At 65.2% G+C, this 14303-nt stretch carries 15 protein-coding genes; 11 read left to right on the top strand and 4 right to left on the bottom strand.

Going from position 1 to position 14303, the window contains the following annotated elements; all coding sequences use genetic code 11:
* Positions 1–6: 6 nt before the first annotated feature.
* Positions 7–1047, bottom strand: a complete 1041-nt coding sequence (locus HMPREF2559_RS11345; protein WP_066511500.1) for a CNNM domain-containing protein — start codon at positions 1045–1047, stop codon at positions 7–9.
* Positions 1040–2407 carry a hemolysin family protein gene (locus HMPREF2559_RS11340; protein WP_066492420.1) on the bottom strand — a complete coding sequence of 456 codons (1368 nt, stop codon included), beginning with the start codon at positions 2405–2407 and terminating at the stop codon, positions 1040–1042. Before HMPREF2559_RS11340 ends, HMPREF2559_RS11345 begins: the two co-directional genes overlap by 8 nt.
* A gap of 130 nt (positions 2408–2537) precedes the next feature.
* Here HMPREF2559_RS11340 and hemW point away from each other — a divergent pair, with 130 nt between their 5' ends.
* From hemW to HMPREF2559_RS11285, 11 genes are all read left to right on the top strand, one after another.
* A complete protein-coding gene (gene hemW / locus HMPREF2559_RS11335) occupies positions 2538–3689 on the top strand; it encodes a radical SAM family heme chaperone HemW (RefSeq protein WP_070540810.1) in 1152 nt (383 codons plus the stop codon).
* A gap of 5 nt (positions 3690–3694) precedes the next feature.
* Positions 3695–4723 (top strand): heat-inducible transcriptional repressor HrcA, encoded by a 1029-nt coding sequence (gene hrcA / locus HMPREF2559_RS11330; protein ID WP_070540807.1) that lies wholly within the window; start codon positions 3695–3697, stop codon positions 4721–4723.
* 49 nt (positions 4724–4772) lie between these two features.
* A complete protein-coding gene (dnaJ, locus tag HMPREF2559_RS11325; protein WP_066492409.1) occupies positions 4773–5915 on the top strand; it encodes a molecular chaperone DnaJ in 1143 nt (380 codons plus the stop codon).
* Entirely contained in the window at positions 5916–6638 is a 723-nt protein-coding gene (locus HMPREF2559_RS11320; protein ID WP_066492407.1) for a 16S rRNA (uracil(1498)-N(3))-methyltransferase, read from the top strand.
* Positions 6639–6648: 10 nt separating this feature from the next.
* On the top strand, positions 6649–7626 hold the full coding sequence (locus HMPREF2559_RS11315; protein WP_066492405.1) for a PhoH family protein: 978 nt from the start codon (positions 6649–6651) through the stop codon (positions 7624–7626).
* Positions 7623–8225, top strand: a complete 603-nt coding sequence (gene ybeY / locus HMPREF2559_RS11310; RefSeq protein WP_066492403.1) for an rRNA maturation RNase YbeY — start codon at positions 7623–7625, stop codon at positions 8223–8225. The genes HMPREF2559_RS11315 and ybeY overlap by 4 nt, the downstream gene beginning before the upstream one ends.
* Positions 8226–8355: 130 nt before the next feature.
* Positions 8356–10002, top strand: a complete 1647-nt coding sequence (locus HMPREF2559_RS11305; RefSeq protein ID WP_066511517.1) for a CTP synthase — start codon at positions 8356–8358, stop codon at positions 10000–10002.
* Positions 10003–10051: 49 nt separating this feature from the next.
* Positions 10052–10909, top strand: a complete 858-nt coding sequence (pdxY, locus tag HMPREF2559_RS11300) for a pyridoxal kinase PdxY (RefSeq protein WP_066492397.1) — start codon at positions 10052–10054, stop codon at positions 10907–10909.
* 45 nt (positions 10910–10954) lie between these two features.
* On the top strand, positions 10955–11995 hold the full coding sequence (gene era / locus HMPREF2559_RS11295) for a GTPase Era (RefSeq protein ID WP_066492394.1): 1041 nt from the start codon (positions 10955–10957) through the stop codon (positions 11993–11995).
* Complete coding sequence (gene recO, locus HMPREF2559_RS11290) at positions 11985–12749, top strand: DNA repair protein RecO (RefSeq protein WP_066492389.1); 765 nt, start codon at positions 11985–11987, stop codon at positions 12747–12749. Before era ends, recO begins: the two co-directional genes overlap by 11 nt.
* A 22-nt stretch (positions 12750–12771) precedes the next feature.
* Positions 12772–13530 carry an isoprenyl transferase gene (locus tag HMPREF2559_RS11285; RefSeq protein WP_077210089.1) on the top strand — a complete coding sequence of 253 codons (759 nt, stop codon included), beginning with the start codon at positions 12772–12774 and terminating at the stop codon, positions 13528–13530.
* 2 nt (positions 13531–13532) lie between these two features.
* Here HMPREF2559_RS11285 and HMPREF2559_RS11280 read toward each other — a convergent pair whose 3' ends face one another.
* Both HMPREF2559_RS11280 and HMPREF2559_RS11275 read right to left on the bottom strand, forming a co-directional pair.
* Positions 13533–13955, bottom strand: coding sequence for a Fur family transcriptional regulator (locus HMPREF2559_RS11280; protein ID WP_066492386.1), 423 nt, complete (start codon positions 13953–13955; stop codon positions 13533–13535).
* A 30-nt stretch (positions 13956–13985) separates the two neighbouring features.
* The gene (locus HMPREF2559_RS11275) at positions 13986–14303 is read right to left on the bottom strand and encodes an ArsR/SmtB family transcription factor (RefSeq protein WP_066511531.1); all 318 of its coding nucleotides are present in this window, start codon (positions 14301–14303) and stop codon (positions 13986–13988) included.

The raw sequence follows: 14303 nt of genomic DNA, 5'->3' as shown, positions 1-14303 counted from the left end.
GAGGGGCTACGACGCCGCCGGCGGAGCCGCCTGATCCAGCTGCTCCGTAATCTGCGGCCACAGCTGGCCCATGATGTCGTCCCACGTGAGGATCCAGGCCGCGTTGTCGGAACTCGGGCGGCCGACCATGACGAGCTGTTCGCCGCGGGCGCGCATGAGATCGAGCGTGCGCTGCACCGTGGCGGTGGGCGTCACGATGACGGCGGGGCGGGAGAACTCGAGCGCCTTCGTGTCCGGGGAAGCGAGCAGAGTGTCTCGGACGTGGACCACGCGGACATTGCGGGCGCGGTCGAAGACGAGGACGCGCATGATGTGCTTGGACGTCACGAGACGCTGCAGGTCGGCGACCGTCGCATCCGCGGGCAGCGGCACGATCTGGGAACCGTGGGCGCGCGCCATGTCGGCGGCCGTGGCGGACTCGAGCTCGATGACGCCGGTGATTTGGTTCGCGGACTCATCGTCCATGGTGCCGACTTGGCGGGAGTGTTCGACGAGATTGCGCAGCGTCTCCGGGTCGTAGCCAGCCGCACCCGCCCGGTCGACCGGGGTTTCACCGGCGGCGCGGACCATGTGGTTGGCCATGGTGTTGATCCACGTGAGCAGCGGGCGGAAGACCCAAATGAAGCCGCGCGCGGGAACTGCGATGAGCTGCAGCGCCGTCTCCGGATGGGTAATCGCCCAGGACTTTGGGGCCATCTCGCCGATGACGAGGTGGATGAAGGTGACGATGAACAGCGCGAGGATGAACGCGACCACGTCCGCGATGCCCAGCGAGAGGCCGAGCGCCTCGAGCGGGTGCATGAGCAAGTGGTGCACCCATGGCTTGGTCACGGCACCGAGGATCAGCGTGCAGGCGGTAATGCCCAGCTGCGCGCCGGCGAGCATGATGGTGAGTTCGTTGAGGGAGCGCAGGCCGGCACGAGACGTGCGGGAGGTCTCCGCGGTTTCTTCGAGGCGGTTGCGGCGCGCGCCCATGGTGGCGAACTCGATGATGACGAAGAACGCGGACGCGATGAGGATGAGGATGGTGATGATCAAATCAGTCATTGTCGGCCTCCTCTTCGATAAGTTCCAGAGCAAGGGAGGACGGGACGTGACGCTCGACCTCCTGGACGGTGATGTGGAGGCGGCGGGTGGGGGCATCGTCGCCCTCGACCCAGTCCTCCGGCTCGGCCTCGAGCTCGACGGAGAACTCTTCGCCTTCCTCCGGCAGAGAGGAGGACTGCGCGATGAGCAGGCCCGCGATGGTCTCGTAGTCGCCATCCGGCAGGTCGTGGCCCACGGCGCGCTCGATCTCATCGATGGGCGTGTCGCCGTCCACGATCCAGTGGGAGTCGTCCGTCTCCGTGATTTCCTCGGTTTCCTCAAGATCGTGTTCGTCCGTGACGTCGCCGAGGATTTCCTCCGCGAGGTCCTCCATGGTGACGATGCCGATGAAGCCGCCGTATTCGTCAATGACGCACGCGAGCTTCTCGGAAGAATCGCGCAGCTCCTTCACCGTGTCCGGCAGGTCCATGAGCTCCGGCACGACTACGGCCTCGCGCATGAGCGTGGTGACGTGTGCGTCGGAAGGCAGTGTCGATTCGAGCACGTCATAGAGGTGCACGACGCCAATCGGGTTGTGCTCGTCATCGATAACGGGGTAGCGCGTGTGGTTCTCGGCCATCATCTCGCGCACCTCGCCCAGCGTGGTGTCCGGGTCGACAACGTCCACGCGCGAACGCGGAATCATCGCGTGGCCCGTGTCATGTTCCGGGAAGTCGAGCAGACGGTCGAGCACCATGTACGTGTTCTCGTCCAGGGTGCCAGACTCGTGCGAGTTGTCCACGATGGATTCAAAGTCTTCCGTCGTCGCCGAGGAATCGAGGTCCTCGACCGGCTCAATGCGGAACAGACGCAGCAGGCCGTTGGAGGCGTACTCGAAGAAGTGGATGAGCGGGCCGAAGATGCGCAAGTACCAGCTCGTCGAGTTGGTAATGCCCATCGTTACCTTCATGGGCGTGGCGAGCGCGTAGTTCTTCGGGAACAGCTCCGCGAAGACCATGGACGCCACCGTCGACAAGGCGAGTGCTGCCACCGTGCCGACGGTCACCGACGCCGCGCGCGGGATGCCCACGCCGCCGAGGAGCTCGCCCAGGCCGTTGCCCACGAGGGGCTCTGCGATATAACCCACCAACAGGCCGGTGACCGTAATGCCCAGCTGCGAGCCGGAGAGCACGAACGAGGTGCGGTGGGTGAGCATGAGCGCGCGCTCTGCTTTTTTATCCCCCTGTGCCGCCATGGTGCGCAGCTGCGCGCGGTCCACGTTCATAAACGCAAACTCTTGGGCCACGAAATACGCGTTAAACGCGATGATGATGCCAATGACAACAATGCCTAGGACAATCATGCCGATTGCAGTCCACATGGCTAGACCCCGCTCCTAAGCTTCAGGAAACGGGGACTTCGACTCGGAGGTTCCACCTCGGTAGTGCCTTTCTTCAGGTAGCAGATTAAAAGATGAGAAATAGCGTACACGCACGCTAGGCTAAAACGCTATGAATCCTCCGTTTGGCGTTTATATCCATGTCCCGTTTTGTTCTTCACGCTGCGGATATTGCGACTTCAATACCTATACGCCGAATGAATTAGGGGGCGCCGAACTCATCGGCGCCTACCTCGACGCGCTCGACCTCGAACTTGAGCTGGCCGCTGCTCGCGCGCCTCAGCGTGCCGATACCGTCTTTATCGGCGGAGGCACTCCCTCCCTGCTTGGCTCGGAAGGCCTTGCACGCATTGTGAACAAGGTCAAGGACACCTTCGGGCTCCAGCCCGGCGCCGAGGTGACGACCGAGTCGAACCCCGAATCCACGAGCCCCGAGTACTTCGCGGCGCTCCGCGACGCCGGTTTCACGCGCATCTCGCTGGGCATGCAGTCCGCGTCTTCGCACGTCTTAAGAATCCTTGAGCGCGTCCACACGCCCGGCCGCGCCTTCGACGCCGCGCGTGAGGCGAAAGACGCAGGCTTCGAGCATGTGAATCTCGACATGATTTACGGCACGCCCACGGAAACGGATGACGAGGTCAAAGAAACCCTGGACCGTGTCCTTGAGACCGGCGTCGACCACGTCTCCGCGTACTCGCTCATCGTCGAAGACGGCACCCGCATGGCCCGCAAGGTGAAGAAGGGGCTGCTGCCGGCGCCGGACGAGGACGTCCTCGCGCGCCGCTACGAGTTCATCTCCGAGACTCTGGAAACCGCAGGTTTTCAGTGGTACGAGGTCTCCAACTGGGCGAAGCCCGGCGGGGAGTGCCAGCACAACCGCATCTACTGGGTCGATGGCAACTGGTGGGGAGCCGGCCCCGGCGCGCACTCGCACCTCGACGGCGAGCGCTTCTATAACGTCAAGCATCCGCGCCGCTACGTCGACACCCTCGCGCACGGCGAGCTGCCCATCAAAGAATCAGAGACGCTCACGCCGGAGGAACGCCACGAGGAAAAGGTGATGCTCGGCCTGCGCCTGCGGGAGGGCATCCCGGCGGACTGGATAAGCGACAACGCGACGCAGACCCGTGACCGCTTCATCGACAGCGGTCTCCTCGAACTCGCAGGCGGTCGCCTGCGAGTAACAAAGGAAGGCCGCCTGCTCGCTGACGGCATAATCACCGACTTGCTCGTCGCCGAGGAACGAGGCGACGAAGTACACTAACGGGCATGTCTACCTCAACCGAAGCGCGGCGCCGCGAGGTCCTGCGCGCCATCGTCTCGGACTTCATTGCGAGCCAGGACCCGGTGGGCTCCAAGGCGTTGCTCGAGCGCCACCAGCTGGGCGTGTCCTCGGCGACCATTCGCAATGACATGGCGGTCCTCGAGGACGCCGGGCTCATCACGCAGCCGCACTCTTCGTCAGGGCGCGTTCCCACCCAGGCGGGCTACCGCCACTTCGTCGACACGCTCCACGACGTCAAGCCGCTGTCCAAGCCGGAGCGCCAGGCCATCCTGCACTTCCTCGAGAACGGCGTGGACTTGGAAGACGTGCTGCGCCGCTCCGTGCGGCTGCTCGCGCAGCTCACCAAGCAAGCCGCCGTCGTCGCGATGCCGAACCTCAAGGTCTCGCGCGTCAAGCACTGCGAGGTCGTGGCGCTCTCCCCGGTGCGACTGCTGCTCGTGCTCATCACGGACGCCGGCCGCGTGGACCAGCGTAACGTCGAGCTCGACCAGATCATCGAGCCGGACGACGTCGCGCGCCTGCGCGACCTGCTCAACCAGGCGCTCGAGGGCCGCACGCTCGACGAGGCCTCCGTGGAGCTCGCGCAGCTTACCGAGCAGGCGCCGCTCGACCTGCGCGGCCATGTGCTCAACTGTGCGACGACGCTCATCGAAACACTCGTCGAGCACCCCGCGGACCGGCTCATCATTGCGGGTGCCTCGAACCTCACGCGCGTGGCCCGCGACTTCCCGCAGCGCCTGCCCGGGATCATCGAGGCCCTCGAGGAGCAGGTCGTCGTGCTCAAGCTGCTGTCCAAGGTCCCGGATCTGGGCAACGTCTCGGTCGTTATCGGCGAGGAGCATGAGGAGGATCGCCTGCGCGGCTCGTCCGTCGTCGCCACCGCGTACGGCACTGACGGCGCGGCGCTGGGCGGCATGGGCGTCGTGGGACCGACGTTTATGGACTATTCGGGAACAATTTCCAAGGTTTCTGCTGTTGCACGCTATGTGAGTGACATCGTGGCGGGCGAGTAAACTCGCAACGATCCCCGAAGACGATTGAGTAAAGGACTGGTAATTTCCCGTGGCTCGTGATTATTACGGCATTCTCGGCGTGGACAAAGACGCTACCGATCAACAGATTAAGAAGGCCTACCGCAAGCTAGCGCGCAAGTACCACCCGGATCTCAACCCGGACGACGCGGAGGCCGCGGAGAAGTTCCGCGAGGCCTCGCTCGCCCAGGAGGTCCTGCTTGATCCGCAGAAGCGCCAGATTGTCGACCGCGGCGGCGACCCCATGGAGCAGGGCGGGTCCATGCCTGGCGGCGGATTCGCCGGCGGCTTCGATACCGGCGGCCTGGGCGACATCTTTGCCGAGTTCTTCGGTGGCGGCGCGGCGTCTCGCGGCCCGCGTTCGCGCGTGCAGCCGGGCTCGGATGCGCTGCTGCGCACCCAGATCACGCTCGAAGAGGCGTTTGCTGGTGCGAAGAAGCCCGTCACCATCGACACGGCCGTGCTCTGCGATACGTGCCACGGCTCCGGCTCGGAGTCCGGCTCCAAGCCCGTGACTTGCGAGACCTGCCACGGCGCCGGCGAGGTTCAGGAGGTCCAGCGTTCCTTCCTCGGCAACGTTATGACCTCCCACCGCTGCCCGACGTGCCAGGGCTACGGCGAAGTCATCAAGGACCCCTGCGGCCACTGCGGTGGCGACGGCCGCGTAAAGAAGCGCCGCGACCTCACCATCAATATCCCGGCTGGCATCGGCGACGGCATGCGCATTCGCATGTCGGGCCAGGGCGAGGTCGGACACGGCGGCGGCCCGGCTGGCGACCTCTTCGTTGAGGTCCATACGCAGCGCCACCCCGTCTTCGAGCGTGACGCGGACGACCTGCACGTCACGGTCCGCGTCCCCATGGTCGACGCGGCGTTGGGCACGAATTTCACCGTCACGCAGCTCGACGGCACGGACCTCGAGGTCGAGATCGAGCCGGGCACGCAGCCGGGCCAGACAATCTCCGTCGAGGGCCAGGGCATGCCGCGCCTGCGCACGGACGGCCGCGGCCGCCTGCTCGCGCACGTCGACGTCGTCGTGCCTACCGACCTCGACTCCAAGTCCCGCGAGCTGCTCGAAGAGGTCCGCGACCGCACCGAGCACACCACCGCCATCCACACCGAGGACGAGGAAGACAGCTTCTTCGACCGCCTGCGCGCAAGGTTCCGCCGCTAAATGAGCCTTGCCGTCTTCCGCGTAGAATCGCTCGCTGGCGCGAGCGAGAGTGATATCGTTGAGCTCTCCGGGCCCGAGGGCCGCCATGCCGTCACCGTCAAGCGCGTCGCGCCCGGCGAGCGCATCCAGCTTGCCGATGCCGCCGGGCGCCTCGCCACAGTCACCGTCACCGAGGTGCGCGGCAAGGACGCGCTCGTCGCGCGCGTCGACGAGATCGAGACCATCCCCGAGCCTGACCCCAAGGTCATTGTCATCCAGGCGATCCCCAAGTCCGAGCGCGCCGAGCTTGCCGTCGACCTCGCGACGCAGGCCGGCGCGGATGGGATCATCGCGTGGCAGGCGGACCGGTGCATCGCCAAGTGGGACGCGAAGAAGGCTCCCAAGGCGCTCGCCAAGTGGCAGTCTGCGGCGACCGCTGCCGCCAAGCAGTCGCGCCGGGCGCGCGTGCCCGAGGTCACCGGTCCCTTAAGCACCGCACAGGTCGCCGAGCTCATCAATGGCGAGACTGCCTACGTCCTCCACGAAGACGCAACGACATCGCTGCGCGATGTCGAGTTACAAGGAACGGTGTACCTGCTCATCGGGCCGGAGGGCGGCATCGGCAGCACAGAGCTGGCTAAGCTGGGGGCTACGGCGGTGAAGCTGGGGCCGGAGGTCTTGCGGACGGCATCGGCAGCAATGGTGGCCTTGGCCGCCATCGGGGTGCGGACCTCGCGCTGGTAGATTGGGACTCGTGCCAATTATCACTCAGAAGATAGAGGTGGACTCCGCCTATGTCGCCGCCGTGCTGGGCACGGCGGATGCCAACCTGCGGGTCCTCAACAATCAGCTCGATGCGGACCTTTTCGCACGCGGGACGACCGTGACCATCACGGGACCGGACTACGAGGTCGCGCGTGCGGCCAAGGTTCTCGACGAGCTCGAGTCTATCGCGCGCCGCGGCCACACCATCTCCCCGGAGACGGTCAAGCACGCCGTGAAGATGGTCGCCGTCGAGGCCCCGCAGTCGGTCTCCGCGGCGCTCGCCGCGGATATTGTCTCGCGCCGCGGCAAGACCGTGCGGCCTAAGACCGTCGGCCAGTCCGAGTACGTGCGCGCCATCGATAACAACACGGTCGTCTTCGGTATTGGCCCGGCCGGTTCCGGTAAGACGTACCTCGCCGTGGCGAAGGCCGTGCAGGCGCTGCACAATAAGGACGTCTCGCGCATTATTTTGACCCGCCCGGCCGTGGAAGCGGGGGAGAAGCTCGGCTTCCTGCCGGGCACCTTGAACGACAAGATCGACCCGTACCTGCGCCCGCTGTACGACGCGCTGCGCGACATGCTTGATCCGGAGATCATCCCCAAGCTCATGGAGGCCGGCATCATCGAGGTCGCCCCGCTGGCGTACATGCGTGGCCGCACGTTAAACGACGCCTTCGTCATCCTTGACGAGGCGCAGAACACCACGCCTGCGCAGATGAAGATGTTCTTGACGCGCCTGGGCTTCGGCTCAAAGATCGTGGTCACTGGCGATATCTCACAGGTCGACCTCCCGCGCGGTCATGTCTCTGGCCTGCGCATCGTGCGCCGCATCCTCGACGGCATTGACGATATCTACTTCGCGGACTTGGGCGCCGACGACGTGGTGCGCCACCAGCTTGTGGGTCGCATTGTGGGTGCCTACGATCGCTTCGACGCAGAGCAAGAACGGAAGAAGGACCAAGAATGAGCATCGAGTTTTTGAACGAGTGCGGCTACGACGGCGTCAACGAAGAAATGCTCATCGACGTTGCCTCCTACGCCTTCGGCCGCATGGACGTGAACCCGGACGCGGAGTGCACCATCACCGCCGTGGATCTTGCGACCATCGCGGATCTGCACGTGCGCTGGATGGATCTCGACGGCCCGACCGACGTCATGAGCTTCCCCATGGATGAGATCACCCCGGGGGCTGCGGGCGGGCGTCCCGATGCCGCCGCTCCCGGCCCCGCCATGCTGGGCGACATCGTGCTCTGCCCCGAGTTCGCACAGCGTCAAGCCACGGCCGCCGGCCACTCGCTGGGACACGAGCTGGCCCTGCTCACCGTCCACGGGTGCCTCCACCTGCTGGGCTACGACCACGCGACGCCAGCCGAAGAGAAGGAAATGTTCGGCCTCCAGAACGAGCTGCTCGCGGACTGGTACGACGACGTGAAGGAACGCGGCTTGAGCTTCCAACCGAAGCCCTCCGGCCCTAAGGCCTTCCCGGACGCCGCCGAGCGCGCGAACCTGGACAAGCAGGTGCCCGGTGGTGGGATTCCGGCGGTGGGGGAGCCGCACGGGGAGTAATATCTGTCTTCTTATTGTTGAATTTTCACGTTCCGTGTTATCCTGAAATCCCGTAGGTAAATAGTTCACCTGCGGGATGTCGCATTTTTCGCGGTACACGCAGGTCCGTCTCCGTCAAGGAGGACCCCCCATGTCTGCTACGCCGACTAAGTTCATTTTCGTCACCGGAGGCGTTGTCTCCTCGCTGGGCAAGGGGCTCACCGCCGCCAGCCTGGGCCAGCTGCTCACCGCCCGCGGCCTGTCCGTCACCATGCAAAAGCTCGACCCGTACCTCAACGTGGACCCGGGCACCATGAACCCGTTCGAGCATGGCGAGGTCTTCGTCACCGAGGACGGCGCCGAGACCGACCTGGATCTGGGCCACTACGAGCGCTTCCTCGACCGCAACCTCACCAAGAACGCGAACGTCACCACCGGCAAGGTGTACTCGACCGTCATCGCCAAGGAGCGTCGCGGCGAGTTTCTGGGCAAGACCGTCCAGGTCATCCCGCACATCACGGACGAAATCAAGGCCCGCGTCATCGCGATGAGCGAACCGGACGCCGAGGGCAACACCCCGGACGTCGTCATCAGCGAGATCGGCGGCACCGTGGGCGACATCGAGTCCCAGCCCTTCCTCGAGGCCGTGCGCCAGGTCCGCCACACCGTGGGCCGCGACAACGTCTTCTTTATCCACTGCTCCCTCGTGCCGTACCTCGCGCCGAGCGGGGAACTCAAGACCAAGCCCACCCAGCACTCCGTGGCGGAGCTGCGCGGCATCGGCATCGTGCCGGACGCCGTGGTCCTGCGCTGCGACCGTGAGGTCCCGGCCCCGCTCAAGGCCAAGATTGCGCTCATGTGCGACATCGAGAAAGAGGGCGTGACCTCCTGCCCGGATAGCCCGTCCATCTACGACATCCCGGAGGTCCTCTACCGCGAGCATCTCGACACCTTCGTCATCCGTAAGCTGGGCCTGCCCTTCCGCGACGTGGACTGGACGCAGTGGCGCGACCTCCTCGACCGCGTCCACAACCCCCAGCGCGAGGTCACCGTGGGTATCGTGGGCAAGTACATCGACCTGCCGGACGCCTACCTTTCCGTGGCCGAGGCCACCCGCCACGCCGCCTTCGCCTTCCACGCCAAGGCCAACGTCCGCTGGATTGCCGCTGACACCATCGCCGAGGACACGAGCGAGCTCGAGGACCTCGATGCCATCATCGTCCCCGGCGGCTTCGGCGTGCGCGGCATCGAAGGCAAGCTGGCCGCCGTGACCTACGCCCGCGAGAACGACGTGCCCTTCCTCGGCCTGTGCTTGGGGCTCCAGTCCATGGTGCTCGAGGCCGCCCACCACGCCGGGCTTTCCGATGCCTCCTCCACCGAGTTCGACCCCACCACCAGCACCCCAGTCATCGCCACCATGGCCGAGCAGAAAGCGGCCGTGGCCGGCGAGGCAGATCTGGGCGGCACCATGCGCCTGGGCGCCTACCCGGCCGTCCTGGCCGAGGGCAGCGCGGTCGCCCAGGCCTACGGCACCACGCAGGTCTCCGAGCGCCACCGCCACCGCTACGAGGTCAACAACGCGTACAAGGAGCAGATCACGGAGGGCTCCGGCCTCGTCTTCTCCGGCACCTCGCCCGACGGCAACCTCGTCGAGTTCGTGGAGTACCCCGACCACAAGTACATGGTCGCCACCCAAGCGCACCCGGAGTATAAGTCGCGCCCGACTCGCCCGCACCCGCTGTTCACCGGCCTCATCGGCGCCGCCCTGGGGGAGGAGACAACGAAGACCGACAAGTAATTCGCCAAATACTTGGTACGCGTCCGTGCTTCGTAGCACAATAAGCCCCATGAATATTCTGTCGATTCAGTCCCACGTCACCTACGGCCACGTCGGCAACTCCGCCGCAGTGTTCCCGCTTCAGCGCGCAGGCCACGAGGTGTGGCCCATCCACACGGTGAATTTCTCCAACCACACCGGCTACGGTGACTGGGGCGGACCGATGATTCCGGGCACCGAGGTGACCTCGATTGTCGACGGCATCGAGAAGCGCGGCGCCTTCCCCAAGATCGATGCCATCCTCTCCGGCTACCAGGGCGGCTCGGACATCGCCGGCGCCATCGTCGACGCCGTGCGCCGCATCAAGGCCGTCAACGGCAACGCCCTCTACGCGTGCGACCCGGTCATGGGCAACGCGAAGTCCGGCTGCTTCGTCTCGGACGAGATCCCGCCGCTGCTGCGCGACAAGGTGGTTCCCGTCGCGGACATCATTACGCCCAACCAGTTTGAGCTGGGCTACCTCACCGAGCACGAGACCGGCACCCTTGAGCAGACCCTCGAGGCCGTCAAGGTCGCCCAGGAGATCGGCCCCCGCACCGTGCTCGTGACCTCCGTCAACCGCCCGGAGACCCCGGAGGATTCCATCGAGATGCTCGCCGTGGACGGCGACCGCGCTTTTATCGTTGCGACCCCGCGCCTGCCGTTCAAGCGTAACGGCTCCGGCGACGTCACCGCCGCGCTCTTTACCGGCCACTACGCCAAGACTCGTGACGCGAAGGCCGCGCTCAAGGCCACCGCGTCCTCCGTCTGGGACCTGCTCAACGTCACCTATGAGGCCGAGTCGGACGAGCTGTGCCTCATCGCTGCCCAGGACTACTTCGAGCACCCGCAGCTCCAGTTCTCCGTCACCGACGTCGAGGATCTCTAGCAGGGATCGTGAAAACCCCCGCCGAGCGGGTATGATGTGGGCACGATGAACGATACAGACCCTCACGAATCGAACCCGGCCGACAAACCCGCAGCCACTCCTGCAGACAACTTTGACGCCGCCTTCGAGAACCTGCCCGACGAGGCAGCACTTGATTACCGCGACTACACCGACACGCCCGAGGGCTTCCGCTCTGGGTTCGTGTCATTTGTAGGCCGCCCCAACACCGGCAAGTCCACGCTCACCAACGCCATTGTGGGCGAGAAGATTGCCATCACGGCCAACCAGCCGGAGACCACCCGTCGCCCCATTCGCGGCATCGTCCACCGCGAGGACTGCCAGATCGTGGTCGTCGACACCCCAGGCCTCCACCGCCCGCGCACTTTGCTGGGCGAGCGCCTCAACGAGATCGTCAAAGACACCTACGCCGACGTCGACGTCATCGGCCTGACCATCCCCGCAGACGAGAAGATCGGCCCCGGCGACCGCTGGATCCTCGACAACGTCCGTGAGGTCGCCCCGAAGACGAAGATCATCGGTATCGTCACCAAGCTCGACAAGGGCTCCCGTGACCAGGTCGGCGCTCAGCTGCTCGCCCTCCACGAGCTGCTCACCGAGCACGACCCTGACGCCGTGGTCATCCCCGTCTCCGCCAAGGACGGCACCCAGGTCGAAGACCTCGTCGGTGTTATCCGCGACGCCCTGCCCGAAGGCCCCAAGTTCTACCCGGACGACCACGTCACGGACGAGCGCCAGGAAGAGCGCATCGCCGAGCTCATCCGCGAGTCTGCTCTCGCCGGCCTCAAGGACGAACTCCCGCACTCCGTCGCCGTGGGCATCGACGAAATGCTGCCCAACCCCGAGCGCCCCGGCGTCCTCAACATCCATGCGATCATCTACCTCGAGCGCCCCGGCCAGCAGAAGATCATCGAAGGCAAGGACGGCCGCCGCCTCAACCGCATCATGGGCGAGTCCCGCAAGAAGATCATCGCGCTGCTCGGCCAAAACGTCTTCCTCGACCTGCGCATCAAGGTCCTGAAGAACTGGCAGTCCGACCCGAAATTCCTGGGACGCCTTGGCTTCTAAGCCCACAGGCGCGGGCGCTCGTACCTCGCGCCCGAAAAGCAGCGGCGGTCGCCCCAACTTCCGGGATCGCGCCGTCGTCATCCGCACATACGACTTCGGCGAGGCCGACCGCATTATCGTGCTGCTCACGCACCACCATGGACTCGTGCGCGCCGTCGCCAAGGGCGTGCGCCGCGCCAAGTCCCGCTTCGGCTCGCGCCTTCAGCACTTCGTCGACCTCGACGTGCAGTTCTACGAGGGGCGCAACCTCCACACTATCTCCCAAGCAGACACCGTGGGCTACTACGGCGCGCACATCATCGACGATTACGAGCGCTACACCGCCGCCTGCGCCGCCCTCGAGGCCGCCGAGAAACTCGCCCTCGACACCGACCCCTACTTCTATGAGGCCCTCGTCGCCGCCTTCCGCGACTTCCAACACGAGCCGCCCACCCGCGTCCTCGACCGCTTCCTCCTTCAAGCCATGGCCCATTCCGGCTGGGCGCCGAGCCTCTTCGACTGTGCCCAGTGCGGCAAACCCGGCCCGCACCACGCCTTCCACCCGGCCATCGGCGGCGCCGCCTGCCACGAATGCCGCCCGCCCGGCGCCGCCGAGGTCGACCCGGAGACCCTCCATCACCTCTGGCTACTTGCGCACGGACACCCCAGCACACCCACACCCGTACAGGAAGCGGAAGGCCACCGGCTCGCCATTGCGCACCTCCAGTGGCACATCGAGCGCAAAGTGACCGCACTGGCGGTCATGGACCAATAGCGAGTCGAGTAAGATCGGGCGGGTGATTACGCCTGACCCCAACCGAGTCCTCACTCCGCCCGAGATCCCCGCGGAGTTCCTCCCCAAACACATCGCCCTCGTCATGGACGGCAACGGGCGCTGGGCCCAAGAGCGCGGCATGGAGCGCACGGAAGGTCATAAGAGGGGAGAGGCGGTCCTCCTCGACGCGGTCGACGCCTGCCTTGCCATGGGTATCCCGTACCTGTCCGCCTACGCCTTCTCCACGGAGAACTGGCGCCGCAGCCCCAAGGAAGTTCGCTTCCTCATGGGCTTTAACCGCGACGTCATCCGCCGCCAGCGCGACTGGCTCAACGAGCGCGGCGTCCGCGTCGTCTGGGCTGGCCGCCGCCCCCGCCTCTGGCGCAGCGTCATCAAAGAGCTTGAGGCCGCCCAAGAGCTCACCAAAGACAACACCCGCATGACACTCGCCATGTGCGTCAATTACGGCGGCCGCGCCGAGCTTGTCGATGCCGTCCGCAAGCTCGGCACTGATATCCAATCCGGTCAGCTGGCGCCCAGCGCCATCAATGAGAAGACCATCGCGCAGTATCTCTACGACCCGCAGATGCCTGACGTAGACCTGTTCCTGCGCCCCTCCGGCGAGAAGCGCACGTCCAACTTCCTGCTGTGGCAGTCCGCGTACGCGGAGATGGTCTACCAGGACAAGCTCTTCCCAGATTTCACGCCGGAGGATCTCTTCGCCGCGGTCGAGGAATACGCCCGCCGCGACCGCCGCTTCGGCGGCGTCAAAAAGAATTAGCGTTAAGCTGCTTTCGCGCGGCACTGCGCGCAGATGCCAAAGACCTCGGCGTCGTGGCCAGTGAGTTCGAAGTCGAACCTGCTGGCCATTTCCTTTGCCCAGGCCTCGATGGGGCCGCCATCGATTTCCTCGGTGCGGCCGCATTTGGTGCATACGAGGTGGTGGTGATGGTGGCTCGATTCGCAGTGGCGGTAGAGCGTCTCACCTGTGGGCATATGAAGCGCGTCCACTGCGTCGATCTCGGACAGGGACTGGAGGGTGCGGTAGACGGTGGTAAGACCCACCTTGGCCTCGTGCGCCTGCAGCTCCTGGTGAATGTCCTTGGCCGAAGCGAACTTATCCATCTCGCGAAGAACCTCGACGACGGCAGTGCGCTGCTTCGTATTGCGCGCACCCAGCTTCGGAATATTGGACTGCACAGTCATACGGCTATCTTAACGCATATAACTTGAAAATCAGTTCTCGCTTGCTGCCATGAGCTCTTCTTCGAGCTTTGCGGCCGTGGTGATAAGGCGGATTGACTTCGGCGAGGACAGTGAATAAATGACCTCGCGGCCCGAGCGCTCGGAGCGCACGAGACCCGCGGACTTGAGCACGCGCAGGTGTTGGGAAATAAGCGGCTGCGACTTCTCCAACTTGCCCACGAGCTCGTGGACGAAGTGGCCGCGATCGGCCAGCAGGATGAGGATACGCAGACGCAGCGGCGAGTCGAGTGCGCTGAACAGATGCTCAGCGTTCTTCAGCTCGTCTGCAGTGGGTAGTGTGTTGGGCAC

Origin of the sequence: Corynebacterium sp. HMSC072G08 (assembly GCF_001809185.1) — a bacterium.
In the GTDB taxonomy this organism is placed as follows: Bacteria; Actinomycetota; Actinomycetes; order Mycobacteriales; family Mycobacteriaceae; genus Corynebacterium; species Corynebacterium phoceense.
This window is presented reverse-complemented; position numbering and strand designations above follow the sequence as displayed.

Bases quoted from the DNA above. Each gene is read 5' to 3' on its own strand.
- HMPREF2559_RS11340 (WP_066492420.1), bottom strand. From the start codon at position 2,407: ATGTGGACTGCAATCGGCATGATTGTCCTAGGCATTGTTGTCATTGGC.
- ybeY (WP_066492403.1), top strand. From the start codon at position 7,623: ATGAGCATCGAGTTTTTGAACGAGTGCGGCTACGACGGCGTCAACGAA.
- pdxY (WP_066492397.1), top strand. From the start codon at position 10,052: ATGAATATTCTGTCGATTCAGTCCCACGTCACCTACGGCCACGTCGGC.
- HMPREF2559_RS11280 (WP_066492386.1), bottom strand. From the start codon at position 13,955: ATGACTGTGCAGTCCAATATTCCGAAGCTGGGTGCGCGCAATACGAAG.
- HMPREF2559_RS11320 (WP_066492407.1), top strand. From the start codon at position 5,916: ATGAGCCTTGCCGTCTTCCGCGTAGAATCGCTCGCTGGCGCGAGCGAG.
- HMPREF2559_RS11345 (WP_066511500.1), bottom strand. From the start codon at position 1,047: ATGACTGATTTGATCATCACCATCCTCATCCTCATCGCGTCCGCGTTC.
- HMPREF2559_RS11305 (WP_066511517.1), top strand. From the start codon at position 8,356: ATGTCTGCTACGCCGACTAAGTTCATTTTCGTCACCGGAGGCGTTGTC.
- hemW (WP_070540810.1), top strand. From the start codon at position 2,538: ATGAATCCTCCGTTTGGCGTTTATATCCATGTCCCGTTTTGTTCTTCA.
- hrcA (WP_070540807.1), top strand. From the start codon at position 3,695: ATGTCTACCTCAACCGAAGCGCGGCGCCGCGAGGTCCTGCGCGCCATC.
- era (WP_066492394.1), top strand. From the start codon at position 10,955: ATGAACGATACAGACCCTCACGAATCGAACCCGGCCGACAAACCCGCA.